The sequence below is a fragment of the Paenibacillus sp. FSL R5-0345 genome (genome assembly GCF_000758585.1).
GTDB lineage: Bacteria > Bacillota > Bacilli > Paenibacillales > Paenibacillaceae > Paenibacillus_AQ.
In genome coordinates, this window is sequence record NZ_CP009281.1 from 1,365,873 (window position 1) to 1,390,765 (window position 24,893).

23 protein-coding genes are annotated in these 24,893 nt (G+C 45.5%); 16 read left to right on the forward strand and 7 right to left on the reverse strand.

Annotation, left to right across the window (positions count from 1 at the left end):
- Positions 1 to 192: 192 nt before the first annotated feature.
- Positions 193 to 1,710: a M14 family metallopeptidase gene (locus R50345_RS06100; protein ID WP_052414495.1), complete on the forward strand. Its 1,518-nt coding sequence runs from the start codon at positions 193 to 195 to the stop codon at positions 1,708 to 1,710.
- A 210-nt stretch (positions 1,711 to 1,920) separates the two neighbouring features.
- Here R50345_RS06100 and R50345_RS06105 read toward each other — a convergent pair whose 3' ends face one another.
- Entirely contained in the window at positions 1,921 to 2,820 is a 900-nt protein-coding gene (locus R50345_RS06105) for an NAD(P)-dependent oxidoreductase (protein ID WP_042124928.1), read from the reverse strand.
- 234 nt (positions 2,821 to 3,054) lie between these two features.
- Here R50345_RS06105 and R50345_RS06110 point away from each other — a divergent pair, with 234 nt between their 5' ends.
- From R50345_RS06110 to R50345_RS06120, 3 genes are all read left to right on the forward strand, one after another.
- Positions 3,055 to 4,410, forward strand: a complete 1,356-nt coding sequence (locus tag R50345_RS06110; RefSeq protein ID WP_042124930.1) for a glucose-6-phosphate isomerase — start codon at positions 3,055 to 3,057, stop codon at positions 4,408 to 4,410.
- Positions 4,411 to 4,542: 132 nt separating this feature from the next.
- Positions 4,543 to 5,175: a YigZ family protein gene (locus R50345_RS06115; protein ID WP_042131918.1), complete on the forward strand. Its 633-nt coding sequence runs from the start codon at positions 4,543 to 4,545 to the stop codon at positions 5,173 to 5,175.
- Between the two features lie 4 nt (positions 5,176 to 5,179).
- The gene (locus tag R50345_RS06120) at positions 5,180 to 5,761 is read left to right on the forward strand and encodes a TetR/AcrR family transcriptional regulator (RefSeq protein ID WP_042124932.1); all 582 of its coding nucleotides are present in this window, start codon (positions 5,180 to 5,182) and stop codon (positions 5,759 to 5,761) included.
- Between the two features lie 143 nt (positions 5,762 to 5,904).
- Here R50345_RS06120 and R50345_RS06125 read toward each other — a convergent pair whose 3' ends face one another.
- Entirely contained in the window at positions 5,905 to 6,306 is a 402-nt protein-coding gene (locus R50345_RS06125; protein ID WP_042124934.1) for a secondary thiamine-phosphate synthase enzyme YjbQ, read from the reverse strand.
- A 206-nt stretch (positions 6,307 to 6,512) separates the two neighbouring features.
- Here R50345_RS06125 and cysT point away from each other — a divergent pair, with 206 nt between their 5' ends.
- The 5 genes from cysT to R50345_RS06150 all read left to right on the forward strand — a co-directional run bounded on the left by cysT (position 6,513) and on the right by R50345_RS06150 (position 11,480).
- Positions 6,513 to 7,328 carry a sulfate ABC transporter permease subunit CysT gene (cysT, locus tag R50345_RS06130; RefSeq protein ID WP_042124936.1) on the forward strand — a complete coding sequence of 272 codons (816 nt, stop codon included), beginning with the start codon at positions 6,513 to 6,515 and terminating at the stop codon, positions 7,326 to 7,328.
- Positions 7,325 to 8,122 carry a sulfate ABC transporter permease subunit gene (locus R50345_RS06135; protein WP_042124938.1) on the forward strand — a complete coding sequence of 266 codons (798 nt, stop codon included), beginning with the start codon at positions 7,325 to 7,327 and terminating at the stop codon, positions 8,120 to 8,122. The genes cysT and R50345_RS06135 overlap by 4 nt, the downstream gene beginning before the upstream one ends.
- A gap of 1 nt (position 8,123) precedes the next feature.
- Positions 8,124 to 9,188 carry a sulfate/molybdate ABC transporter ATP-binding protein gene (locus R50345_RS06140; protein ID WP_042124940.1) on the forward strand — a complete coding sequence of 355 codons (1,065 nt, stop codon included), beginning with the start codon at positions 8,124 to 8,126 and terminating at the stop codon, positions 9,186 to 9,188.
- Positions 9,189 to 9,411: 223 nt separating this feature from the next.
- A complete protein-coding gene (locus R50345_RS06145) occupies positions 9,412 to 10,479 on the forward strand; it encodes a sulfate ABC transporter substrate-binding protein (RefSeq protein ID WP_042124942.1) in 1,068 nt (355 codons plus the stop codon).
- Between the two features lie 209 nt (positions 10,480 to 10,688).
- The gene (locus R50345_RS06150) at positions 10,689 to 11,480 is read left to right on the forward strand and encodes an MBL fold metallo-hydrolase (protein ID WP_042124943.1); all 792 of its coding nucleotides are present in this window, start codon (positions 10,689 to 10,691) and stop codon (positions 11,478 to 11,480) included.
- 42 nt (positions 11,481 to 11,522) lie between these two features.
- Here the strand turns inward: R50345_RS06150 and R50345_RS06155 are convergent, their stop codons facing one another.
- The gene (locus R50345_RS06155; RefSeq protein ID WP_042124945.1) at positions 11,523 to 12,734 is read right to left on the reverse strand and encodes a sugar efflux transporter; all 1,212 of its coding nucleotides are present in this window, start codon (positions 12,732 to 12,734) and stop codon (positions 11,523 to 11,525) included.
- Between the two features lie 300 nt (positions 12,735 to 13,034).
- On the opposite strand from R50345_RS06155, the gene R50345_RS06160 reads away from it, so the two are divergent.
- Positions 13,035 to 13,616, forward strand: a complete 582-nt coding sequence (locus tag R50345_RS06160) for a GNAT family N-acetyltransferase (protein WP_231574061.1) — start codon at positions 13,035 to 13,037, stop codon at positions 13,614 to 13,616.
- A 57-nt stretch (positions 13,617 to 13,673) separates the two neighbouring features.
- The gene (locus R50345_RS06165) at positions 13,674 to 15,434 is read left to right on the forward strand and encodes an ABC transporter ATP-binding protein (RefSeq protein ID WP_156114737.1); all 1,761 of its coding nucleotides are present in this window, start codon (positions 13,674 to 13,676) and stop codon (positions 15,432 to 15,434) included.
- A 364-nt stretch (positions 15,435 to 15,798) separates the two neighbouring features.
- Here the strand turns inward: R50345_RS06165 and R50345_RS06170 are convergent, their stop codons facing one another.
- A complete protein-coding gene (locus R50345_RS06170) occupies positions 15,799 to 16,602 on the reverse strand; it encodes a Cof-type HAD-IIB family hydrolase (RefSeq protein ID WP_042124947.1) in 804 nt (267 codons plus the stop codon).
- 12 nt (positions 16,603 to 16,614) lie between these two features.
- Complete coding sequence (locus tag R50345_RS06175) at positions 16,615 to 17,562, reverse strand: DMT family transporter (protein ID WP_042131921.1); 948 nt, start codon at positions 17,560 to 17,562, stop codon at positions 16,615 to 16,617.
- Positions 17,563 to 17,791: 229 nt separating this feature from the next.
- Between R50345_RS06175 and R50345_RS06180 the strand changes: the two genes are divergently transcribed.
- The gene (locus R50345_RS06180; protein ID WP_042124949.1) at positions 17,792 to 18,505 is read left to right on the forward strand and encodes a metal-dependent hydrolase; all 714 of its coding nucleotides are present in this window, start codon (positions 17,792 to 17,794) and stop codon (positions 18,503 to 18,505) included.
- Between the two features lie 87 nt (positions 18,506 to 18,592).
- Here R50345_RS06180 and R50345_RS06185 read toward each other — a convergent pair whose 3' ends face one another.
- Complete coding sequence (locus R50345_RS06185; protein ID WP_042124951.1) at positions 18,593 to 19,594, reverse strand: lipoate--protein ligase; 1,002 nt, start codon at positions 19,592 to 19,594, stop codon at positions 18,593 to 18,595.
- A gap of 225 nt (positions 19,595 to 19,819) precedes the next feature.
- On the opposite strand from R50345_RS06185, the gene cobD reads away from it, so the two are divergent.
- From cobD to R50345_RS06205, 4 genes are all read left to right on the forward strand, one after another.
- A complete protein-coding gene (gene cobD, locus R50345_RS06190) occupies positions 19,820 to 20,908 on the forward strand; it encodes a threonine-phosphate decarboxylase CobD (protein WP_042131922.1) in 1,089 nt (362 codons plus the stop codon).
- Positions 20,909 to 21,483: 575 nt separating this feature from the next.
- Positions 21,484 to 22,221, forward strand: coding sequence for an adenosylcobinamide amidohydrolase (locus R50345_RS06195; protein ID WP_042124953.1), 738 nt, complete (start codon positions 21,484 to 21,486; stop codon positions 22,219 to 22,221).
- 58 nt (positions 22,222 to 22,279) lie between these two features.
- On the forward strand, positions 22,280 to 23,239 hold the full coding sequence (gene cbiB, locus R50345_RS06200; RefSeq protein ID WP_042124956.1) for an adenosylcobinamide-phosphate synthase CbiB: 960 nt from the start codon (positions 22,280 to 22,282) through the stop codon (positions 23,237 to 23,239).
- 8 nt (positions 23,240 to 23,247) lie between these two features.
- Positions 23,248 to 23,931, forward strand: a complete 684-nt coding sequence (locus R50345_RS06205; protein ID WP_052414497.1) for a histidine phosphatase family protein — start codon at positions 23,248 to 23,250, stop codon at positions 23,929 to 23,931.
- Between the two features lie 97 nt (positions 23,932 to 24,028).
- Here R50345_RS06205 and catA read toward each other — a convergent pair whose 3' ends face one another.
- On the reverse strand, positions 24,029 to 24,688 hold the full coding sequence (gene catA, locus R50345_RS06210; protein WP_042124960.1) for a type A chloramphenicol O-acetyltransferase: 660 nt from the start codon (positions 24,686 to 24,688) through the stop codon (positions 24,029 to 24,031).
- Between the last annotated feature and the right edge of the window lie 205 nt (positions 24,689 to 24,893).

Sequence of the window (24,893 nt, forward strand, 5' to 3'; positions counted from 1 at the left end):
GTTGCCTCGGCAGCCGGGATACTTCTTTTTGTGTACCCAGGATAGAGCAAAAAATCAAAAGAAAATATGCAATTATTTAAAAAAGATTAATATAATTAATTTATTGACTAAAATATGACATTCTCATATACTTCCAATATCAATTTAGTAGACTGATATTTTTATCAGTAGACAGATATAGGAGATGACAACATGAGAAAGACAGATTTTCGCAAGGGAATACATAAGATTACACTATTGTTGCTCAGTTGTGTGCTGCTGGTAACTGTATTCGTAACAGCAGCGCCGGTTCAGGCAGCAACGAATATAGTGAATCCCAATCAAGTCTATTCTTATAACTTAATGAAAAGGGATATTGAGAGGTTAGTGCAGGAATACCCTGATCTGGTAATGTCCGAATCTTTAGGGCAGTCTCCTTATGGACGGGATTTGTGGGCGGTGAAGTTAGGCAGAGGAGAATCAGTGCTATTTCTTAACGGTTCGCATCATGCTAGAGAGTGGATGACAACTAGTTTATTGATGAAAATGCTCGATACGTATGCCCAGGCTTATAAAACTAATGGGAAAATAGGAGGCTATAACGTACGCAGTTTGCTTGATCAAGTCAGCATTTGGATCGTTCCGATGGTTAATCCGGATGGCGTTACTTTATCCCAACAGGGCACTGAAGGGCTTCCAGCCAATGTGGCCAAAACGCTGTTAAAATATAATGGGAACAGCACAAACTTTACTCGCTGGAAAGCAAATATGCAGGGAATTGACCTTAACCGTCAATATCCGGCTAACTGGAACACCATAAAGAATACGGCTTCAACTCCTTGGTATCAGAATTATAAAGGGAAGAAGCCAGCTGAAACCTCTGAAGTGCAGATGATGATGGAATTGACGGAAAGAATTGATCCGGAAGTAACAATTTCATATCACAGCTCTGGTGAAATCATATTTTGGAATTTTAATTCTCTCAGCAGCAATCTTAACCGCGACAAAACAATAGCTCGGACGCTTGGTAATCTGACAGGCTATTCTCTGGTAGCTCCGGAGAAGAATCCTTCCGGGGGTGGTTATAAAGATTGGTTCATTCAGAAGTATGGCCGTCCCGGGTTCACAATTGAAATTGCAAGTTATGTGGGGGAGACCAATGTTCCCTTAAAACAGTTTGATAAGATCTGGTCAGAGAATAAAGAGGTTGGGCTTTACTCTGCGCTACAATCCTATTCCTTATGGCTGAATAAGCAGAAGCCTCAATATCCTCAGCGATCCATGAGTTTGCTGTCGGGAACGGAACTTTATACTAAAATTGGAGCTTCAACAGGAGGTATCAATCTGCAGCCGCAAATGCTTCAAGTGATTGCGAAGAAGGGCGATTGGTATCAGGTTCAAGCAGCGGAAGGACTGGGATGGATTCATCCTTCTCCGGGAAAGCTTGTTATCGTCGAGGAAATATTTGCGAATGCTGAATTCCAGCAAAGTATACCTGCTTATAAGTACCCAGATACTTACGCTCCTAAAGTGGTCTCTCTCAATCCGCAGTCCGTCCAGGTCAAGGGAAGATGGGGCACCTGGTTATTAGCCACTACCCCGAGCGGGAGCTGGTGGATTGATGGACGTGAGGCAAAGCTCGTTTGGCCGATAGAAGAGACTGTGCAGGAACCGGCAATTGACACCGGAATAACCGGCGAAGAACAACCTGATTTTATAACTACTCCATAGTAGTACATACATATTTGCAGTAACAGTAAAGGGGTCTCCAGCCAAGTTCATTCTTGGCTGGAGACCCCTTCTAGAAATATAAGGATAAAATATAAGTTTCACACTATACTTTATCCTTATATTTCTCGCATAAACGCTTACCGTCCTGATAAGGACGTCGAAGCCGTTCATGCTTGATAATCCTTTTTTTCGATATGAATCTTGTATCTATTACTGGTTTGCTTTACCGCCGATTTTCTGCCCGATCCATTCTTCATAGGATTTGACCACTGCGGACAGATCCTCATCAGCGAAGCCGTGGTTGAATCCTGCCTGAAACATGCTCTTAGCTACACCGAGCATAGGGGTAGGCACGCCAGTGGAGTCGCTTAGCGAGGAAGCCAGCTTAAGATCTTTCAGCATAAGACCAAGAGAGAACTGATTGCTGAAATCATTATCGATAATTTTCTGACCCTTTAGCTCGGCTTGCTTGCTGCCCGCAGAGCCATTCTTAACAAGCTCCAGGAATTTATCGGCAGGCACACCGGATTTGACAGCGATGGAGAAGCCTTCAGCTAGAGCGACATTGTGAATGCCAACCATTGCATTATGTGCCAGCTTCGCTGCAGCGCCGCTACCGTTGTCGCCCATATGCAGGAGTAGCCGGCCCATAGTATCGAAGATATCGCGATGCTGTTCTATAACTTCAGCACTGCCGCCAACCATGAACACCAAGGTTCCGTCAATAGCTGCCGGTTTGCTACCAGTTACTGGTGCGTCTAGAAAATGTCCGCCGCGAGCTTCTACAGCAGTGGCGATTTCGTGAACTAGTCCCGGAGAAATGGTACTGGAATCAATAATCAAGCCGCCTGGCTTAAGTGCATCGAGAATACCATCCTGACCATAAAACACTTCACGAACCGAATCATCATTACTGATCATGGTAATAATAACATCCTTACCTTCAGCGGCAGCACGTGGTGTAAGAGCAGTCTGAGCACCTTCTGCTTCAAGAGGTTTAGATTTAGCTGCCGTACGGTTGTACACCGTCACCTGAAAGCCGCCGCGAAGCAAGTTGGAAGCCATTGGCGCTCCCATTGTTCCAAGTCCGATAAAACCGATTTGTTTCATTTGTATAGCCACCTTCCGTTTTCTTCATTCTATCACGGCACTTAGGCTAGCACCACAGCTCGGCCATGCCTATTGACGCGGGAAACGCTTCCATGAAACTTTCGAAAACTTGGTTCTAAAGCCCGGGATGTGCCCTAAGACCTTGCCAGTCAAGGCAAATTAAAGTATCCTAATTATAAAGTTGTAACAAGCGGTTTCAAATTTAAAGAGATAAACAGGAGGTTTCCATTACCGATGTCTAAGAAGATTAATTTTGACTACACCAAAGCCCTTTCTTTCTTCAACCAACAAGAAATTGACAACCTTGCCGCTCCAGTTAAGTTAGCACACGAACAGTTGCATAATAAGACTGGTGTAGGTTCCGACTATCTTGGATGGATTGATCTTCCATCAGCTTATGATAAGGAAGAATTCGCACGCATTCAGCAAGCTGCCAAGAAGATCCAGAGCGATTCCGAAGTACTGATTGTAATTGGTATTGGTGGTTCTTATCTGGGAGCACGCGCAGCGATTGAAGCGCTCTCGCATTCTTTTTACAATAACCTTTCTAAAGATAAGCGCAAAACTCCAGAAGTTTATTTCGCGGGTAACAACATCAGTTCTACATACATCACGCATTTGCTTGATCTAGTAGAAGGCAAAGACTTCTCCGTGAACGTAATCTCCAAATCCGGAACTACAACTGAGCCAGCTATTGCTTTCCGCATTTTCCGCGCAGCTCTGGAGAAGAAATATGGCAAGGAAGAAGCTCGCAAACGTATTTACGCTACTACAGACAAGGAAAAAGGTGCCCTTAAGAAATTGGCTACTGAAGAAGGTTATGAATCCTTCATCATTCCAGACGATGTAGGCGGACGTTACTCCGTATTGACACCTGTAGGCTTGCTTCCAATCGCTGTAGCAGGTATTAACATTGAAGAGATGATGCAAGGTGCTGCTGCCGCTGCGGATGAGTTCAATAATCCGGATGTAGCTACTAACCAAGCTTATCAATATGCTGCAGTTCGTAATGCTCTGTATCGTAAAGGTAAGACAACTGAAATTCTCGTTAACTATGAGCCTTCCCTACACTTTGTATCCGAGTGGTGGAAACAATTGTTTGGCGAGAGCGAAGGTAAGGATTTCAAAGGTATTTATCCTTCTTCCGTTGATTTCTCTACGGATCTACACTCCATGGGTCAATTTATCCAAGAAGGTAACCGTAATATCTTTGAAACGGTGATCCAAGTTGATCAAGTGGCTCATCATGTGACCATTGAGAACGATCCAGATGATCTGGATGGCTTGAACTTCTTAACAGGAAAGACTATGGATTTCGTAAATAAGAAGGCTTTCCAAGGTACAATGCTTGCGCATACAGATGGTCAAGTACCTAACCTTATCGTTACTATTCCTGATCAAACACCATACACATTTGGTTATTTGGTTTACTTCTTTGAAAAAGCTTGCGGCATCAGCGGTTACCTGCTCGGTGTTAATCCATTCGACCAACCAGGCGTGGAAGCATATAAGAAGAATATGTTCGCGCTGCTTGGCAAACCGGGTTACGAAAAAGAAAAGGCAGAGCTGGAAGCAAGACTTACAGAATAGTATTGCAGCAGTATTTTAGAGACCATTCATACTAGTGTAAGTCACCAGGAGCAGTCCATAGGTAATCCAATACCGGGGACTGCTCCTGACATTATATGAAGACATCATATGTATATAAGGACTGGAATAATTATGTTAGAACAATATCGGACGGTGCGCTCTTCCGCCTCCAAGGAAGTCGTAATCCGCAAATCTCGCTTCATTGGTCATGTTATGCCGGTTGAGAATGAAGAAGAAGCAATGTTGTTTATCGAAGACATTAAGAAGAAACATCGGGACGCAACGCATAACTGTTCTGCTTATGTGATTGGGGAGAGAGACGAAATCCAGAGGCAATCGGACGACGGGGAGCCGAGTGGAACAGCAGGCAAACCGATTTTGGAAGTAATTCGCAACCAGGGAGTTAAAAATGTCGCAATTGTTGTTACCCGTTATTTCGGAGGCATTATGCTGGGTGCCGGAGGGCTGATTAGAGCTTATACGGATGGAGCAGTGCTTGCGCTTGAAGCAGGAGAAGTGATCACCCGTGTGCTAAGACGAGAGGTATTCGTAGAAATTGAGTACACTTGGCTAGGCAAGGTTGAGAACGAACTTCGGGGAAGAGGTATTCAAACCGGCGAGACTTTGTTCACCGATAAAGTAACGTTGTTATGTTTACCGCGAAATGATGAGGGAGACGCATTTATGGCATGGATAACAGATCTAACCCAAGGGCAAGCCTTGGTAACGGAAGGGCGGCGGATTTACTACAGCGAAGGGGATTAGGTATATGGCAAGGAGAGCAGTGGAGCAGGAGTTGTCGAGGGAAAGAATATTAGAGGCCGCTAGGCATCTGTTTATTACCAAAGGGTATCGAGCGATTTCAATGCGAAGCATCGGTCAGCATTTGGGGTACAGCCACGGCTCTCTCTATTATCATTTCAAAGAGAAGGCGGAGTTGTTCTACGCCATTGTTGTCGAAGATTTTAATCATGTGGCTGCTTTACTGAGCCAAGTAATGAATAAGCCACCTGAAGAAGGCATGACTCGAGTAGAGCAGCTGATTATGGAGTTTATACGGTTTGGAATAGATCATCCTTATCAATATGAGATAATGTTCATGATTCGTGATGAAGAGCTACTGGCTTATTGTAGGGCAGAGCAGGGACGATGTTTTGATTTATTCTCAAGTATTGTACGCCGTCATATGAAGGAAGAGGGATATGTGTCCGAGGATTGGCAGAACGTGCCGCTAACCTTGTTCTTATCCGCTCACGGATTTATTTCTTATTATATCCAAGATAAAGTATCATTTGAGGATGTAAAAGAGGCAGCATCAGCTCATATCAAGGTTTTATGTCGCAGCCTTTAACATGCTGTTTTTTTTATAAGTTTATACTTTAAAGCTGTGCATTGGTATAACACTGCTTCTCTGCTTGGTCAAAGTAATATTTAATTCTAGTTATATTTTAATGGCCGCTCCGGGGCATAACGGAGCGGCCATTTGTATATTGTTTATCCCTCAATAATTTTTAAGAAACATTGTCTTCGTCTTGGTCCATCGAACTCACAAAAATAAATACCCTGCCAACGTCCGAGTAATACTTCACCATCATAGATAATTATACTTTGGGAAGGTCCTGTGGTAATAGATTTAAGGTGTGAAGCAGTATTGCCTTCAGCATGCCGATACTTCGGATGCTCCCAAGGGTAGACTTCATCCAAACGCATCAGAACATCATGCCTCACGTCAGGATCTGCATTCTCATTGATTGCAATTCCTGCGGTGGTATGTGGACAATAAACTACGATCACACCGCTTTGCACTCCGCTTTTTTTCACAAAAGAAATGACTTCACGAGTAATATCCCGTAATTCATCCCGTTTCGTTGTAGTAATCTCCAGTGTATGCAGCATAATCATTCCCCTTCCTGTGATGTGCCACTTTTTCCTATACTTTATTATATATATTTTACCCCAAATTCACTTGAAAGTAATTGACGGCAGCGAGAAGGATTTGGTAAAGTAGTAATATTATAAAACCAAGTATATAAATAGGAATAATTAATGAAGTTGTTGGTTAGTATACCGACCGGTTAGCCGGAGGTGGGAGGGCAAAATCATTGAATTCGCTGCTTAGACACAAAGGTTGGACTTGGGGTTTCCGAACGACAATTTTGCTCTATTTTGTAGTATTGATCGTGCTGCCTATACTTGGGGTCTATTACAACTCTTTTTCACTGGGTTTCGGTAATTTTGTGGAAAGCATAAGCGACCCGATTGCCTGGAAGTCGGTGCTGTTAACCTTAAAGCTGGCGATCATCGCTACTTTAATTAATGTCTTTTTAGGAACAATGATTGCTTGGGTTCTTATTCGTTATCATTTCATGGGTAAAGCATTGCTTAACAGTCTTGTGGATTTGCCATTTGCGCTGCCGACAGCAGTTGGTGGTTTGATGATTTTGCTCTTGCTCGGGCCTGGTAGTCTTATCGGCAAGGCTGCAGAAGCGCTTGGTTTTGAAATTGTTTTTCATCAGCCGGCAATTGTAATTGCTATGGTCTTCGTAACCTTTCCTTTCGTGATTCGAGCGGTTCAGCCCTTACTGGAGGAACTTGATCCTTCCGAGGAGGAAGCGGCTTATACAATGGGTGCCAAGGGAACTAGAGTCTTCTGGCATGTTATTCTCCCCTCTATGGCTCCTGGGATGATCAGCGGTGGAATGCTTGCCTTCTCGCGGGCACTTGCTGAATTCGGTGCTGTAGTCCTCGTAGCAGGCAATATTCCAGGTCGTACTCTCGTATCTTCTGTTTTTATTTTTGGTGAAGTTGAAAGTGATAATCCGGTTTCCGCAGCAGCGGTTTCTGTCATTCTCTTGACCTTATCTTTTCTCATTCTTTGGCTCATTAATATGCTGCAGATGAGGGGGAGACGCTCATGAGAAAATTGTGGATCGGACTCACTTACTTGGTGTTTTTCTTGCTAATAGCTGCACCCCTAGGAAAAATGGCTATAGGTGCTTTTAGTGAAGGATTCGGTGGTTTCTGGAATGCTCTGACTAGGCCTGAAGCGCTGCATGCGCTTATGATGACTGGGCTTGTTGTGATAGTAGTAACGTTATTAAATACTTTGTTCGGAATTATGATGGCTCTGTATCTTGTTCGGGCGAACTGGATAAATAGACGTCTAAAGGGCTTGCTTAACAGTATTGTTGATTTACCTTATGCTGTGTCCCCAGTTATTGGCGGGCTGATGATTGTCCTGTTGCTGGGTCCAGATAGTGCATTGGGTGCGATTTTTGAAGGGATTGGGCTGAAGATCGTCTATGCGATTCCCGGAATGATCATTGCCACCTTGTTCGTAACCTTTCCTTTAATGGTGCGTGAGGTGATGCCGGTGCTACAGGAGATTGGATCACAGCAGGAGGAGGCTGCTTCTACATTGGGCGCTCGTGGCTGGACTATTTTCTGGAAGGTGACTTGGCCTTCGATTCGTTGGGCGGTTGTGTATGGGGTCATCCTTACGGTGGCGCGTTCACTAGGAGAGTTCGGCGCGGTGCTCGTGGTCTCGGGTAACATTATGAACAAAACCCAGACGGCAACGACGCTAGTCTATCAGGATGTTGAGAATTTTAATGTAACGGCTGCTGGAGGAATAGCGCTAGTTCTGGCTGCATTTTCCGCAGGTCTACTGTTGTTGATGGAATGGACCAAGAGAAGAAAGGAAGTGCAGTAATATGCATGTTGAAGTGCGGGGATTAAATAAGCATTTTGGAGATTTTCATGCGGTCAAGGACGTCAATTTCACCATTACAAAAGGTCATCTGATCGGACTGCTTGGCCCGAGTGGTGGCGGTAAAACCTCAATTCTGCGTATGCTTGCCGGGCTGGAAACACCGGATAATGGCGAGATTATTTTTCATGGTCAGACAGTTAACAATCTTCCTCCTCAGGAGCGCGGGATCGGCTTCGTCTTTCAGAACTATGCATTATTTAAGCACATGACTGTTTTTGATAATATTGCGTTTGGATTAAAAGTTAAAAAAGCCAGCAAAACTGCGATTCGTGACCGTGTTATGGAACTGGTGGAGCTTACGGGGTTAAAAGGCTTCGAGAAGCGTTATCCGCATCAGCTATCTGGTGGACAACGTCAGCGTGTGGCTTTTGCTCGTGCGCTCGCACCTGAGCCACAGCTACTGCTCTTAGATGAGCCGTTCGCAGCTATCGATGCGAAGATCCGTCAGGAGCTGCGTGCTTGGCTACGTGAGCTGATTGAGCGTGTAGGTATCACCTCGATCTTTGTAACGCATGACCAAGACGAAGCGATAGAAGTAGCAGATGAGATTATGATCATCAACCAAGGACAGTTGGAACAAAAGGGTACACCTTGGGATATTTATAAGGAGCCTAAAACACCATTTGTGGCAACTTTTATCGGGGAGTCGACACTGATTGAAGATGCTTCTGAGGTGAAGGGCTTTAAAGGCGCTGGAGACGGTAAACCTACCAAAGCACTTATTCGTCCTGAGTATATTGAAGTGGGTAACCTGCATGAGTTCAAGATGGCTTCAGCTACGGAAAAAGGGGTCGTAAAGCATTTGCATTTCCGTGGAAGTGAATGGCTTGTTGAGGTTGAAGTTAATGGTCATAAACTGGTCACTTACCGTTCCTTGGAGAAAGAAACATTACAGCCGGGGCAGGACATCTCAGTCCTAGTGCATCGGGCTTACCTGTTTAATGATGAGCGAAGCTGGATCCAGGAGAACAATCTGAAAGAAGATCCGATGCCGATATTTATTTAATATAAAAATAAATAAAATGATTTTCAATTTTTTTGAAAGTAGCGAATGTGATGAGCTAGGTTTAGAGGAACTGAAGTATTGGTATAGAGTAATGGAGTGGAAGTCCAAACATTCCGCGTAATTACGGCAAATACCGAACGTTGGTTACTTGAATTTTAAGTTCAGCTAAAGAGCTACTTTCAAGGAAATATTAAAATCATTATCTCGAAGGATGTGGGCCGCAATGAATTTCATAAGGAGCAGACAACTGCACGGATGTTTTGCTGCCCTAATGCTGGCCATACTCACGCTGGCGGCAGTCGGTTGCGGGAATGAGAAGGCGGTTACGACGATGGCAGATCCCTCTAAACCAGGGGATGTCACGTTGGTCGTTGGCGCATACAGTGTGGCTAAGGATGCGATGAAGGATATTTTACCGTTATTTGCAGCACAGTGGAAAGCGGATACTGGTCAGGAGATTAGTTTTCAGCAGTCTTATGAAGCTTCCGGAACACAGGCACGTGCAATTGTGGGTGGATTCGAAGCGGATGTTACACTGCTAGCCATGGAAGGTGATGTCGAGAAGCTGGTTAAGGCTGGACTCGTAGCGCCAACGTGGAAAGAGCAGGGTGAACAAGGCATGGTGACGCGTTCGGTAGTCGCACTTGGTACCCGTGAGGGAAACCCCAAAGGAATTCACGATTTTGCGGACTTAGCCAAGCCAGGGGTTAAAGTGTTATACCCAAATCCCAAAACATCCGGTGGTGCGCAGTGGGATATCAACGCGATCTATGGGGCTGGTCTGAAGCTGTCAGAGGAGCAAGAGGGGGTTAAGGATCCGGCAGCAGCCAAAGCTTTTTTGGAAAGTGTACATGCCAATGTGGAATCTCTGGATAAGAGCGGACGTGCGTCCATGGCTGCCTTCGAGTATGGAGTGGGTGATGTCATTGTCACCTATGAGAATGAACTGCTGGCCCGGATTGCTCAGGGAGTTAAATATGAAGTCATTATTCCTAAAAATACAATTCTGATTGAGAACCCGGCGGCTGTCGTTGAGAAGTATGCGGATGAGCATGGGACTCGCGCGGCGGCAGAAGCATTAGTTGATTTCTTGATAACCCCACAGGCACAAGAAATCTTCGCAAAATATGGTTTTCGCCCCGTAGATACACAGGTCTATGCAGAGAACAAAAGCCGTTACCCCGATCCAGCGGGCCTCTTTGATATTAATTATTTAGGCGGCTGGGATGAGGTGCGAAGCACGCTTTATTCCAAGCGGGGAATTTGGTATCAGGTACTTGCAGGAATATAGGTAGAGGTGTAAAAATAGAGTCATCCTAGCAGGGCTACTGCTTAAGGGATGACTTTTTTGACGAAAGTATATATTTGGGGCCCCCGCAAAGTACCTGGGTACGCATCGAAGCAAAGCTTCACTTTGTGGGGATATTTTGGTGAGCATCTTTAAGATAGACATATAATAATTTAAGACTACCTTGATGGGAACTGAAGGAGAGATGGGCTATGGATACGTTGGTGTTTTTGGGTACTGGGGATGCCATGGGTGTTCCTCGGGTATATTGCAGCTGCGAGACCTGCACAGAAGCAAGGGAACAGGGAAGCAATATAAGGCTGCGTTCCTCTGTACTTATAGATAATGGCAGTGACTTTCTAGTGATTGATTGCGGGCCAGACTGGCGACGTCAGATGGAGGCGCAGGGAGTACGGAATATGCGAAGGCTGCTGGTGACTCACGCTCATTTTGATCATATTGGCGGGCTGCCGGAATGGGCCGATGCTTGTCGATGGACGGGCATTAAGGGTGAACTTTATACTCCGGCAGAAGTCATTCCCATTATCGAGCGGCAATACCCTTGGCTGCGAAATCACATCGAGATGATTCCCTGTGACGAAGGTATAGAGCTGGACGGCTGGAAGATAGATACCTGGAAAGTAAACCATGGGAAGAATGGATACTCGTACGCTTTTCGGCTAGAGAAGGAGGACTACACATGGGTGTATTGTCCTGATTCCATATCTCTTGGGGCTGAGGAGACACGCCTGATGCATGGGGCCGACCTGCTGGTCCTTGGTACAAGCTTCTATTACGAAGCGGCAGAGCTATCCACTCGTTCTGTGTACGATATGACGGAGGCGGCGGAGCTGCTGCAAATCGTTAAGCCTACAAAGGCAGTATATACTCATATGTCGCATGATGTGGATATGAGACAGTCATATATTTTGCCGGAGAATGTTACACTGGCACAGACAGGTACGAGAATTCCACTACACAAAAAGCCCTTCTCTTCACATTAGAAGAGAAGGGCTTACAGGACAAAGATAGAGCCAATAAACAGGTTAAACGGTTAATTTATCTGATTCATGTACAGGTTGACGTCCGCTTACCGCAAGCATGATTAAGGCAATAGTGATGAGAACAAAACAGAGTACGAATGAATACCGGTAACCTACAAGAGTGGCTAATCCCCCGCCAACAAGACTGCCAATCAATCTGCCGATCGTGGATGAATTAGAGTACAGTGTAGATGCATACCCAGGCATGCTTGGAAGCAGATCCTGGATGTAGCTAATGCCAATCGCTGAAATAACAGCAACGAAAACGGCGAGCAGAACTTGGGCTGCAAGCATCTGCCACATCGCGCCAGAGAGAATGACAACGAGATAATAAGCGCCGCCTAGAATCGCCCCACACATCATCAAGGATCGATTACTGTACTTTGCACTGAGTAGACCTAGCATTATCATAAATGGAATTTCCAGCGCAGCACATATACTGCTGACTAGACCGACATCGCTTGTCGTTCCCCCTAGATTGTTTGTAATAAAGAGGGCTGTATTAATGCTACTCGTCCAGTGCGCTACATACATGAGTATCAGAATCAGAAAAGGCAGCAGAATATTACGGTTCTGAACGAGCCGGAAGCTTTTTACTTTTACTTCAGCCTTGTTGCTGCTCAGCTCTGTATTTGATTTGAGAAATAAGAAAACGAGTAAGGCAACAAGCAGGAAAACTCCGATTGTACCCGAGAAAATCCCCTTAAACCCAACAGCAGCGATTAGCAGGGTGCCGATTAAAGGGCCTGTAATAAAGCCGAGAGAGAAAGCAGAGCGCAAGGTAGAATTCGCAAACGCTGTATCCGTAAAATCACTCTTATTCACTGCTTCTCTAGCAATGGCGAACAGTTGAGGCATCCCTGGTGCACCGAGAGCGGTGAACACAATCATGTAGATGAACAAGATCGTAAAATCCTGAATGAGCAGGTACCCGCCAAAAGCCAGAGCATTACAGAGCGTGGCAACAAGGTAAATATGCTTTCGATTCAAGCCGAGATCAGAGCGTCTCCCGATAAGCGTACTAATCCATATGCCGGCAACTAATGTGGTAGCTAGAAAAATACCAAACATCCCGACAGATACGCCAAGCTGTTCCGTGAAATAAATGGACAAGAAGGGTGTGCTGAGTGAAATCCCCATTCCCTGTAGTAGCATACACAAAAAGAGTAAGGCATAAGAGGGAATTGAAAATAGTGCAGTAAGTCTTTTGATCATGTTGTGAAGTTACTCCTCTATTGTTGTTAAGATAGTCAAACTGGTTATAGTATACATGAAAAAGACAACAACAATATATATGCGATTTAACTAGAAACCTCAATGATTTGGTTTAAGCTGTGACTTTTCTATGATACAAGGGGGACATCATTCGGGCAAATTCAGCCGTTTGCTGTCCCTTTTGTGATATCAGTTGCATTCAGTATTCAGAAGCATGTTTATACTTTATAATCAGAAAGTATTACCGTCTTATATTTACAGATATAGAATAATTATCAACAATGGAAAGGGGAGTACCAAATGGCTAATCCTATGGATCCGATTCTGATTGAATTTCCTGAGAGCTTTGAGACCGAGCGTCTGCTCATTCGTGCCCCTTTGTGGGGGGATGGCGTTAGTATGAATGTGGCTATAGGTGAAAGTTTAGAGGAATTGAAACCTTGGATGCCTTTTGCTCAAACGAGTCCGACTTTGGATGAATCGGAGAGATTCACACGTGAGGCTAGGTTGGATTTTTTAAAACGTAATCAGCTGCATATGCGCGTTTTCAATAAGACTACGGGTAGTTTTATCGGTTGCAGTGGCCTGCATCGTATAAACTGGGAACTGCGAAATTTTGAAATTGGTTATTGGATTCGAAGCTCCTGTGCGGGCAAAGGTTATATGACCGAAGCGGTGAATGGAATCACCGATTTTGCTATCAGGGAATTAGAAGCTAATCGCATCGAGATTCGGTGTAGTGCACGAAATATCAAAAGTGCTGCAGTTGCTGAGCGTGCAGGGTATACACTGGAGGGTATTTTACGGAGAGAGCGACTTGGGCTAGATGGGGAAATACATGACAGCAAGCTATTTTCGAAGGTTAGAGGTGTGGAATTTTAGGGGGAGAGGGCTGATTTTTTGAAGCAAAAGGGTGTTTTTTCAAGATTAAGTACATACATGTTAAGGCATAAGCTCTTATATACGGTTTTATTATTTACGACTTTATTTGGGATTGTTCTGGATCTAACGATTGCTTGGCTGCTCTCAGTGATTACAGATGCTGCGGTTAGACTCGATGTGAAAGCTTTTAAAGGGCTGGTTATATTCGGTTTAATTTACTTATTAGTGAGTGCAATTAACGGTTTCATCGATCGGTATCTCAAAAATAAAATCTCTGCCAAGATCAGAAATGAGCTGCGGCTGGATATGATGCGGCATACCTTAGCACTTCCTCAGTCTTATTTTGACCGTAATCATTCCGGGGATTTATTGTCCCGCTTTACTAATGATAATCAATCTGTGGGTAATGCTACCGGCGAGGTAATGATTGATCTGATCCGTAACCCTTTGCTTGCTCTCGCGGCTTTTGGTTATTTGCTCTATATTAACTGGCTACTGGCACTGATCTGTTTTGCAATGGGACCCTTGATGTTCCTTACGGGAAAAATCTTCGGTTCAGCGATGCGTGAGAACAGTGTTAGGATTCAGAATCATATGAGCAAGATTACTTCCTTTTTGCATGACATTCTAGGTAGTAGTATGGTGTTTAAATCTTTTTCCATCGAGCGCAGACTAATGAAGCAGTATCAGGAACATAGTGAAAATATTACTTCCGAAGAATTGAAGCGGGGAAGAATTGAGGGAGCTACCGGCTCATTCTCGTCGTTTTTAGGAAACTTCACGTTTCTTCTTGCGCTGGTCGTGGCTGGTTATTTTGTGGCCAAAGGATCCCTTGAGGTCGGTGCGATGATTGCTTTCATACAGCTCATGAATTATCTAGTCATGCCGTTCTCGGCATTACCAGGACTGATCAATTCGATGCAGCAATCACTTGGGGCGGCGGGACGAATCTTTGAAGTGTTGGATAGCCCTGTAGAAGTGAAGGCTCTACCTGAAGCAGTGACGAAGCAGCCTGAATTTGAGTGTATGGTCATGTCCTCGGTATCCTTCTCTTATCCGGGAGCAGAGAAACACAGCTTGAACAAGATCAGCTTAGAGCTTCACAAAGGGGCTCAAATGGCGATTGTGGGACCGAGTGGTGGAGGGAAATCTACGCTTTTTAAAGTATTGCTTGGGTTGTATGAACCTGATCAGGGTGAAGTACTTATAAATAATGAGAAGATAAGTGAAATGAGTCTTGCTAAGCTTAGGAGTCACTTTGCTTATGTGCCGCAAGAGTCCGGGCTGTATACGGGAAGTATCCGTGATAATATTCGGAATGGAAATCCGGATGCAGGTGAGCAAGAAATTCTGGAAGCTTTGCGACAAGCAAACGCTTATGATTTTGTGATGGAGTTGCCGGAGGGCCTTGATACAGATATCGGTGAGGAAGGTTCACGCCTGTCCGGTGGACAACGTCAGCGGCTATCGATTGCAAGAGCGATTCTTAGGAACTCTCCAATTTTGCTACTAGATGAAGCTACTGCAGCGCTTGATAATGAATCTGAGAAGCTGGTGCAGCAGGCGATTCGTAAACTAATGGGAGACAAAACCACACTTGTTATCGCCCATCGTCTATCTACGATTCAGAATGCCGATATCATTCTAGTGATGGAGAATGGTGAAATTGTAGAGAGCGGTACCCACGAAGAATTGCTTACGGCGGAAGGAAGATATCATGGCTTGTACTATTCACAGCTGGAAGAGGAAGAAGCTGGCGAGAGCGGGCATGAGGTAATGGAGTTTGCATCTACAGGAGTTCCAAGCTTACTGAAATAACAAAAGGGTGCTGCAACGTCATATATCATGACGTTACAGCACCCTTTTGTTAAGGAAGTGAGTTTATATAGATTGAACTTTAACTCTATATAAGTTGAACTTTAAAACATTCTAAAAAGGGTAAAGTGACGGAGGGGAAGTTTGGAACTGTAGGAGCGATAGCGACCGCCTGAAAGCTTTCCAAAGGAAAGCTCGCATCGGAAGCATAAGCTGTCACCGGATTTCAACCGTGAAACACGGTATATAATCAAAGAAATCTGGTGACAACAGCGGCCGGAAGTCCAAAAATTCCCCGCAGTCACGCACTTACCTTAATAGAAAAATCTTAAGTTTAACGTATATAAAACTATTAAGTTCAGGCGATTTAGTTCACTTTATTGAGAATGAATTTATCAATCGCGTATTTTACGCCATCTTCATTGTTGCTTAAGGTCACGAAATCAGCAATTTCCTTTAGCGCAGGAATAGCGTTAGCCATAGCAACGCCAAGACCGGCAGCTTCCAGCATCTCATGATCGTTCCAAGAGTCACCCATAGCCATAGTCTCGGAGAGATCACAACCAAAATGATTGGCTAGGAATTCAAGCGCAATTCCCTTGGTTCCTTCATGATGCATGATTTCTAGGAATTGTGGTTTGGATTTGGTAATATGCACGGAATCGCCGAGCAATTCACGTAGAATTGGAGCCAGCTCATCCAAGAATGCAGGATCATCAATAATCAGCATTTTTGGTGTTTTTTGCGGGACAAGCTTCTCCCAATCTGGTTCAATATAATATGGTGTTTTGTTCAGGTCCGTATAGTCTTTGATCTTCTGGTTGTCTTCACGTGCATACAGCTTGTCGTCAATGTAAGTTTGCAAATGCAGATTATGCTCCACGCAGTAAGTGAACAGCTTGTGTACCGCATCTTGTGGCACGTAACGCTCATATAGTACCTTTTCATCGAGCAAGTTCTTAACGAGAGCACCTTGGTAAGTGATGATTGGCACGTTAAGTCCAGTTTGACGGGCAATGGCTTGTGCAGAAGCATAAGCTCGGCCTGTAGCAAGGGTTACAACAACGCCAGCGGCTACAGCCTCTTCAAGCGCAGTCTGTGTAGCGGGTGTTACTTCCTTGTCATCGTTAATTAGAGTGTCATCAATATCAATCGCGATCAATTTGTACATTTGTCTCTCTCCTTATCTCTTTCTAAATAAATGTAATTTGGAAAAATAATTCTTCTTATGTTGATTCTGACCCGGTTCCGGACTCAGCTCTGCCATAAGCATAGCTCCCAGAATACAACCACAACCGAGCAGAGCGGACATACCAAGCGTTTCTCCGCCAAAGGCTAAGCCTGTCAGCACAGCGAATACAGGTTCTGTGGCATAAATAATGGCTACCCTTGAAGGCGTAGTGTATTTCTGGCAGGCGGTTTGAATCCAGAAAGCAAAAGCGCTGGTAGGACCGATAGAGATTAAAAGTGCCCAGAGAACGTCCGGGTCCTTGATAAGCTCTGCGCTGTGTGCCAGCGGTGCAGCTCCTTCAAAGATAAGCGAAGCGACAATGCTTAGCAGTCCAACGAAGGCGAGCTGCAGGGTTGCCAGCGGCAACGCCGGATAATGAGGTGCATAAACGCCAGTATATGCGACTTGCAGCGCAAAAGCTATGGCGCATAGCAGGATAAGAGCATCACCTTTATTCAGGGACAGAGATGAGCCTGTGAAGGTCAGCAGGTAAAGACCTACTGCGGCAAGCGCCGCGCTGAACCAAGTGTAACGTGAAATGGCATGCTTTAGTAGCGCCAGAGAGAGAAACGGAACCAATACGACCGATAGACCGGTAATAAACCCGGTATTGGAGGTGGTCGTATATAGAAGTCCCATGGTCTGGAAGCCATAGCCCATAAACAAAAAAAGGCCTAGCAGCAGAGAATCGCGTACCATGCGGAAGCTTAACTGCTTCCACTCCTTGCGGTAAAAAATAAAAGTGATTAGAGCCAGCAACAGGGCAGCACCTGTAAAGCGGATGCTGTTAAACGCGAGTGGAGGGAGCACTTTGACAGCATTTTGAACAATCAGAAAGGTGCATCCCCACATCATCGCCACAAGTAGCAGGCTGAAATCGGCCATACGGGAACGCTTCACTTCTAAGGTCATCCTCTCTTCGGCAAATGCCGTCCTTGTAAGAACGACAAGGTCAAGTTGTCCAAATTGTATCGTATATTCATGGGGAGGACAAGATAGGAATCGCTCAAAGGCTTATATTTAAAGGGATTTAAGGGATTAGGCTAGACAAAAAAACAGGGTCTTGATATACTTCGATAACCGCACATTTGTTCTTGTTTTTCGCATCTTAGAAAGGAGCGGTTTCACCATGATGGGCAGATCCCATTTAATAATCAGCACTGGGGTTACCCTATCTGTAATGAGTTTGATGTCACACGAGATTACGATTCCAGTTATTGCGGTCGCAGCGTTAAGCTCTTTGCTGCCTGATATCGATGAACCGAATTCGCTGCTCGTGCGCAAGGCGATTCCAGAGTTTCTATTGAGAGCGCTGCAAATTGCTTTGATAGGCGCGGCAATTTATCTCTATTTTGCCGGAATCGTGGAACGCCCTTGGAATATTGTGCTGGCATTGCTTGTAGGTAGTGTATCATTCCTTCCAAGCCGAAAGCTGCGCCATTTGGTCATGATTTTAATCGCCATAGCACTCTTTGCCTTCGGGGAAGCCTATGATCCATGGAACTACATTGCAGCATGCGTGCTCGTCGTTTCGTCGATTGTCCCACACCGTGGCCTGACACATACCTTGTATGGTGTTGCGGGCTGGAGCGCCTTATTGTATTTCGCCTCAGCCGGTATAAATGACGGTGGCAGTCTATGGATAGCTGGCGGTATGTCGTATGCACTTCATCTACTGGCAGACTCCCTTACTCAAAGAGGAATTACACCATTGCCGCCAATCCCCTTTAAGCTGCGTCTCAAGCTAATGAGTACAGGCACGAAAAAAGGTGGAGCCGTAGAGAACATCTGCATCATGCTGACTCTAGCGTTCGTTGTCTATGTATTTATACTTTCTCCTTGAACTAAAATGAATATGAAAGAGGGGCTTGTCTATTCTTTACGCAAATTGCGCAGAGGATAAGCAGGCCCCTTTATTTTTGTATTATAACTATTCCTCTAAGAAAACCAGTCCGATAAAGTCCTCCGGTTCAATACGTCCGAAATAATGCTTCAGATCTAGATGAGCTAATGCTTCTCTAACTTCAGCCTCGTCATAACGTTTGCCACGAAGGGCATTTTCAACATCGACTACGTCACCAACCCCAAAGAAGTCACCGTAGATTTTGATGTCCTTAATGAGGGAATCTTCAATATCCATACGAATATCAATAATTCCAGCAGGGAATTTGCGTGTGTGTTTGACGTTACTTTTTGGCGACAGACCGTAGTTCCAATCCCAGTTCTGATAGTGCTCTTTGGAAATTTCGTGGATTTTGACCCAGTCTGCTTCTTGAAGTTTGTACTGAGGAACCTCGGATGGCTCCATGCCAAAGATCGAACGCAGCAAGCCGGAGCGGAACTCTTCAATGGTCATATCTGTACCCAGCAGTTCCTTGATGTTCGCTACGCGACTGCGTACGGATTTGGTGCTTTTGGATTTGAATTTCTCTGGATTTACTTTCAGTGAGGCTTGTACATTATCCAAATTGAGATCGAACATCAATGTGCCATGGCTGAACATGCGTCCACGTGTGGAGAATTGAGCGTTTCCGGAAATTTTTTGTTCGCCGACTTGAAGGTCATTCCGGCCACTAAGCTCAGCGTTTACACCCATACTTTGCAAGTAGTCGATCACCGGCTGGGTGAATTTCAGAAAGTTATGGAAGGATTGGCCGTCGTCCTTGGTAATGAAGCTGAAGTTAAGATTTCCGAGATCGTGATAGACAGCTCCACCGCCGGACAAACGCCGCACAACCTTAATATCATTCTCTTTAACATATTCCTGATTGATTTCTTCAATCGTATTTTGATGTTTACCGATGATGATAGATGGGCTGTTAATATAAAAAAGCAGGTAACTCTCGTCCATCGGCAAGTGTTTCAGCGCATATTCCTCAATCGCCAAATTGATGGAAGCGTCAGTAATCCCTGTGTTATCAATAAAAATCATAGTGAATTCCTCCGTTGCAGCAAAATTGATTACAGTTCTCATTTTAAACCAAAAGCGGTTTTTTAACAAAAGAGATAGCTTCGTAGTTCTGAAAGAGGGTTTGAGTAGATGGGCTATTCAGACGATTCCTCCGGGGAAGCATTGACGTATTTCCGGCAAAGAGGCAATAATGGTGGCAAAGACATACATATTGAGCAGGAGATAGTTGATAGAGGGAGTGTAAATATGCTTGAAAAATACGGCCATGGTGGTGATTTGCTAACGGCTTCGGAACTATATGAGGAAGCTGGCGGCACATTTCTAGATTTTAGTGCCAACATCAATCCTCTCGGGCCTCCACCGGCGGTCTTGGAGCTGCTTAAAACAGCATTGTCTACGGTGGTTGCTTACCCGGACCCTGGACACCGACGCTTCAAAAGCCTGCTAGCAGAGGATCTCGGCATAGATAGTAGCTGGTTGACCGTAGGTAACGGAGCAGCAGAATCTATGGCATTGTTGCTCCTTGCGATCGTCCCGAAAAGGGTGGGCATCGTAGAACCTTGTTTCTCTGAGTATAGACAGCTTTCTGTGCAATTCGGTGCAGAAGTATTATCTGTTCAGGGGACAAGGGAACAGCAGTTTCGAGCTGGAGTGGACGAGATTGCCGGGCTGCTGGAGAAGGTTGAGCTGCTGTTCCTTGGACAGCCGAACAATCCTAATGGCGTTCAGTATGCGGTGGATGAACTACGCTGGCTAGCGCAGAAGGCAGAGAGCTGCGGAGCTTATTTAGCTGTGGATGAAGCTTTTATTGATTTTATTCCAGAGGCTGAACGGAATACGCTGCTGCCGGAGCTGGAGCAGTTTCCGCATACGATACTGGTACGGTCGATGACGAAATTTTACGCGATTCCTGGACTGCGTCTTGGGTTTGCAATTTCGCATCCAGAGCTTGCAAAGGCGATGACCGCAAAGCAGGTCACTTGGAGCGTGAACGGCTTGGCGCTGCTAGCCGGTGAAGCTTGCCTTGAGTGTGGGCACGAGTATGAACGTCGCACGCGCGAGCTGATAAAGGCGGAGCGTGAGCTGCTGCGGCAAGGCCTTATGCAGCTGGGCTGCGATGTGCCGCCAGGAGAAGCCAACTTTCTGCTCTGTGGTCTGCCTTCGTCATGGAGCGCGGCGGAGATGCAGACCCGTCTTGGGCGCACCGGTATACTGGTGCGCAGCTGCGCTATGTACCCAGGTCTAGGAGAAAGGCATATCAGGGTTGCCGTTAAGGGACATGAGGATAATGTCCGACTGCTGAATCAGATGGGGAAGATTCTGGCGGGGAAGTGACTGGTGCAGCGCAGGGTGCTGATGGGGTACCATTTACATGATTGGTGCAGTGGAGATGGTTGGGAGTCAGCTGCCTGAGTGATTCATGTTGCGCAGAAGGCTGAGAGTAAACTGCTAAGTGGTCTATATAGCGCAAAAGAATAGGGTTTGAGGCCGGATTGGATGCTTCAGCTCGCATGCCCAAGGTTGTGACAGATTTTGATTAGGTGTTTTTTGATGGATACCCTCGAAGGTGAATTCTGTTGTATTTTGTACAACAGAATACGCCTAGGATGAGTAGAAATTCGATTCTATAGCACTCTGTACAATAGAATTTTGAAAATTGGCGCGAAACAGACCCTTACGTGACATTCTATTGCACGAAATACAACAGAATGGATTTTGCCAGTGTATCTAGCTAAATCTGTTGTACAAAGTGCAATAAATGGGTTGAGGGACAGGTGCTAAGGTGGATATAGAATATTTGCTGAATTAGAGGAATAGGCGATTTATGAGTGAGAGGGCTGGGAAGAGAAAGAGCGGCCGTGGAGCTGGTTAAAGAAACGGATGAGCGTTGAAAGGAGCTGGATCGGGAAATGGTGCAAGTGAAGATTCCATTTAACCTCGCTGGAGGCGTAAAGGAGTACCACTCGGCCATCTGGCCGGGGCTTGCTTTACAGTGGAAGGGAAACCATCTGCTACTAGAGCTGCCTGCTGAAGCAGATGGTTTATCGAGTGCGTTCTATGGTGGAGGAATGAATCGACTAGAGAGGGCTGTCAATTTATATGTTGACCGCAATTATGAATGTAGTGATCCAGTTCAGGATATGGAGAATAAGCTGCGCAATTGGGGTTATTCATTATCTGGCTGTGCGGGTCTGATGACGGCTGTACCGCTTGAGCATACAGCGGTAGCTGAAGAAGACACTGGCTCCGCGGGGATTTTTGTTTGCGTTACTGCTGCCGCAGGAAATGCTGCGCGCGCTGGTGTGGAACGCAATGTGCTGGCTGTTTATCGACCGGGTACGATTAACATAATGCTAGGTATTGATGGCCGCCTGACACCGGCGGCCATGGTCAATGCTGTGCAGACAGCTGTCGAAGCCAAAGCTGCTGCTCTGGCTGATCTCGGGATTACCGATCCCGAGAATGGCTTGATCGCAACCGGAACAACTACGGATGCGATCGTACTGGCTGTGAGCCAAAGCGGGCGATACAATGCAGAGCATGTCTACGCCGGAACAGCTACCGATCTGGGGGGCGCTATCGGCCGCCTTGTGTATAGCGCTGTGACAGGAAGTTTGCTGTCGGTGCAGGCAAGGAAGGACAGCTAATGAGAATGAATCGCTGGAATCGCTGGAGATGTTGGAAATTGTTCAGAGGTGATCGCCTGTGACAATCGCATTGGTACTGCTTGCGGCTTATGTGATTGACCGGATTGTAGGTGACCCGCGCAGCTTGCCCCATCCCGTAATTGGAATGGGCAAAGCGATCACGGCTCTGGAGCGGGTGATCCGCCTTCTATGGTCCCGTCCGCAAAGCCTGCGAAGAGCGGGGGTATTACTTCCGCTGTGTGTGGCGGGCGGCGCTTGGGCACTGACTGCCATTCTTCTATGGCTGTTGTCGTTTATCTCACCTTGGCTCGTCTGGATAGCCGAGGCATGGCTGATTTCAACCACGATTGCCTCCAAGGGGCTAAAGGATGCAGGGATGGCGGTGTACGTGGAACTCCGTAAAGGTGATATTCCTGCAGCTCGCAAGGCTCTGGGGATGATCGTGGGACGTGATACGACCACACTAGATCCCCCGGAAATTGTGCGCGGCACGGTGGAGACTGTAGCAGAGAATATCGTCGATGCGATTATTTCTCCATTGTTCTACGCGCTCATCGGTGGCGCGCCGCTTGCTATGGCTTATCGGGCAGTCAACACGCTCGATTCCATGGTGGGATATAAGAATGATAAATACCGTGATCTCGGCTGGGCATCCGCTCGGTTAGATGATGTCGCCAACTTTATTCCAGCGCGGATAACGGCACTGCTCTTGGCTCTGTGTGCATGGGTGCTTCATCTGGATTGGCGGAGATGCCTGCAGATGGTGAAGCGGGATGCACGACTCCATCCAAGCCCGAATAGCGGCTATCCAGAATCTGCTGTTGCAGGCGCCCTCGGTATCCGGCTCGGTGGCGAGAACGTGTACCATGGTGTGGCTTCTTTCCGGGCATACATGGGTGACCCGGTACGATCTATGGAGCCGGATGATATTATTCAGACCTCGCGGATGATGATGCTCTGTTCTTCAATATTTGTTGCTGTCTGCGCAGCTATAGCGTGGATCTGGATCGGGGGCTGATGCTAGACATGGCGTTTCCTCTTATAGAGCTAGAACTAGTACTCGTTCGCCACGGGCAAACTCAGTGGAATGCTGAACATCGTTACTTAGGACATACGGATCTCCCACTGCTTTCAAGTGCAGTGGAGCAGCTATCTCAGCTAAAACAGCCGCTTGGTTGGTTGACCGAACAGGGGCTTGAAGCATCAAATGGCTTTTGGCGTGTATATTGCAGCGATTTGCTTAGATGTCGGGAAACACTAGCTTACATATCACCTTTACTAGAGAAGGTAGCTATCTACGATCAGCGGTTGCGTGAAATGAATTTTGGAGCTTTCGAAGGTTGTACTTATGAGGAATTGAAGGATAATTCACTGTATAGAAGCTGGATTGATAATCCTTCCACGGTTACACCACCAGATGGAGAAACATGGGCGCAGTTTGACGAACGGGTGCGCAGCTTTCTATTAGATTTGGGTCGAGCGGCTGAGGATTCATTTGTGCAGGCATCAATTAAAGAAAACAAGGATAAGGTAGTAACAAACAGGGTATTGGTAGTCACACATGGTGGTGTTATCCGGAATTTCCTTGCACAGGTAGTTCCGGGAGTCACATTCTACAGCGCTGTTGCACCTTCTCCTGGAACAGCAATGGTACTCAGATTATTCTGGCAGAACGGGAAATGGTCGGCAGATCTTTCGGGAGATTTATGAGAAAATCAAATAAAAAAGGGTTCTACATATTAGACATATCTAATATGTAGAACCCTTTATGTTTAACTATCGTTCGAACGTCAGCGGAATAACGTGGTTAATTGTTGGGCAACCATTCCTCACAGGTATCTGCACGTAATTGTAATTCATTATACAGCATGCTCGCATGGTAACCGTCGCACACGGCATGGTGGAATTGCCCCGATATTGGTAATAGTATTTTTTTGTCTTGATGAAAATATTTTCCTATAGTAAAGATGGGAAGTAGGAAAGTTCCCTCGTTATACACGTTCAGGTTAAAGCTCGTGAAGCTGACCCACGGAATACTAGAAATAGGGAAGGTGTTCGGTGGTTCGTTTGCTTTAGCGATAAATTGTTTTACACTTCCGTACATTTTCATATCATCCAGATAACGGTTATAGAAATCATTAAACTTTTCACCGTACGAAGTCCAGATGCTTGAGAAAGTCTTATCATCATCATGGAAAATTGTAAAACTAGGTGACAAGCTATCCCAATAACCTAATCTACCTTGAGAATCAAAGCATGTGCGGAATTCACTATGACGGTTCACCACCGTAGTTATCATGTGGATTAGTGCTGGGTATAGTTTAATTCCCTTATGCTTAAGCTCTGACAGTAGAAGGGTGATGTCAATATTTACGGTCATGCTATAGGTACATCTGACATTGTTTAAATAATGCTCAAAATAGGGTTTTCTGCTCCAGTTATCCATGACAATCGGGTTAAAAATCATTTATTATGACCTCCTAAAATTAATTCATTTTTCATTTTAGGAGGTCAACTGGACTGATTTCACCATATCCTTATCACAATCCCTTGAGAAAGTATTTTGTAACGAGTAGTATACCATCATCATAGCCGTAATTAATAATAAATCTAATGAAAAATGATACAGTACACTGAGATAGTAGAACATTAGTTAAAGTGGAAGGGAGATC

Bases quoted from the DNA above. Each gene is read 5' to 3' on its own strand.
- R50345_RS06100 (WP_052414495.1), top strand. From the start codon at position 193: ATGAGAAAGACAGATTTTCGCAAGGGAATACATAAGATTACACTATTG.
- R50345_RS06105 (WP_042124928.1), bottom strand. From the start codon at position 2,820: ATGAAACAAATCGGTTTTATCGGACTTGGAACAATGGGAGCGCCAATG.
- R50345_RS06110 (WP_042124930.1), top strand. From the start codon at position 3,055: ATGTCTAAGAAGATTAATTTTGACTACACCAAAGCCCTTTCTTTCTTC.
- R50345_RS06115 (WP_042131918.1), top strand. From the start codon at position 4,543: ATGTTAGAACAATATCGGACGGTGCGCTCTTCCGCCTCCAAGGAAGTC.
- R50345_RS06120 (WP_042124932.1), top strand. From the start codon at position 5,180: ATGGCAAGGAGAGCAGTGGAGCAGGAGTTGTCGAGGGAAAGAATATTA.
- R50345_RS06125 (WP_042124934.1), bottom strand. From the start codon at position 6,306: ATGCTGCATACACTGGAGATTACTACAACGAAACGGGATGAATTACGG.
- R50345_RS06135 (WP_042124938.1), top strand. From the start codon at position 7,325: ATGAGAAAATTGTGGATCGGACTCACTTACTTGGTGTTTTTCTTGCTA.
- R50345_RS06140 (WP_042124940.1), top strand. From the start codon at position 8,124: ATGCATGTTGAAGTGCGGGGATTAAATAAGCATTTTGGAGATTTTCAT.
- R50345_RS06145 (WP_042124942.1), top strand. From the start codon at position 9,412: ATGAATTTCATAAGGAGCAGACAACTGCACGGATGTTTTGCTGCCCTA.
- R50345_RS06150 (WP_042124943.1), top strand. From the start codon at position 10,689: ATGGATACGTTGGTGTTTTTGGGTACTGGGGATGCCATGGGTGTTCCT.
- R50345_RS06155 (WP_042124945.1), bottom strand. From the start codon at position 12,734: ATGATCAAAAGACTTACTGCACTATTTTCAATTCCCTCTTATGCCTTA.
- R50345_RS06160 (WP_231574061.1), top strand. From the start codon at position 13,035: ATGGCTAATCCTATGGATCCGATTCTGATTGAATTTCCTGAGAGCTTT.
- R50345_RS06165 (WP_156114737.1), top strand. From the start codon at position 13,674: ATGTTAAGGCATAAGCTCTTATATACGGTTTTATTATTTACGACTTTA.
- R50345_RS06170 (WP_042124947.1), bottom strand. From the start codon at position 16,602: ATGTACAAATTGATCGCGATTGATATTGATGACACTCTAATTAACGAT.
- R50345_RS06180 (WP_042124949.1), top strand. From the start codon at position 17,792: ATGATGGGCAGATCCCATTTAATAATCAGCACTGGGGTTACCCTATCT.
- R50345_RS06185 (WP_042124951.1), bottom strand. From the start codon at position 19,594: ATGATTTTTATTGATAACACAGGGATTACTGACGCTTCCATCAATTTG.
- cobD (WP_042131922.1), top strand. From the start codon at position 19,820: ATGCTTGAAAAATACGGCCATGGTGGTGATTTGCTAACGGCTTCGGAA.
- R50345_RS06195 (WP_042124953.1), top strand. From the start codon at position 21,484: ATGGTGCAAGTGAAGATTCCATTTAACCTCGCTGGAGGCGTAAAGGAG.
- R50345_RS06205 (WP_052414497.1), top strand. From the start codon at position 23,248: ATGGCGTTTCCTCTTATAGAGCTAGAACTAGTACTCGTTCGCCACGGG.
- catA (WP_042124960.1), bottom strand. From the start codon at position 24,688: ATGATTTTTAACCCGATTGTCATGGATAACTGGAGCAGAAAACCCTAT.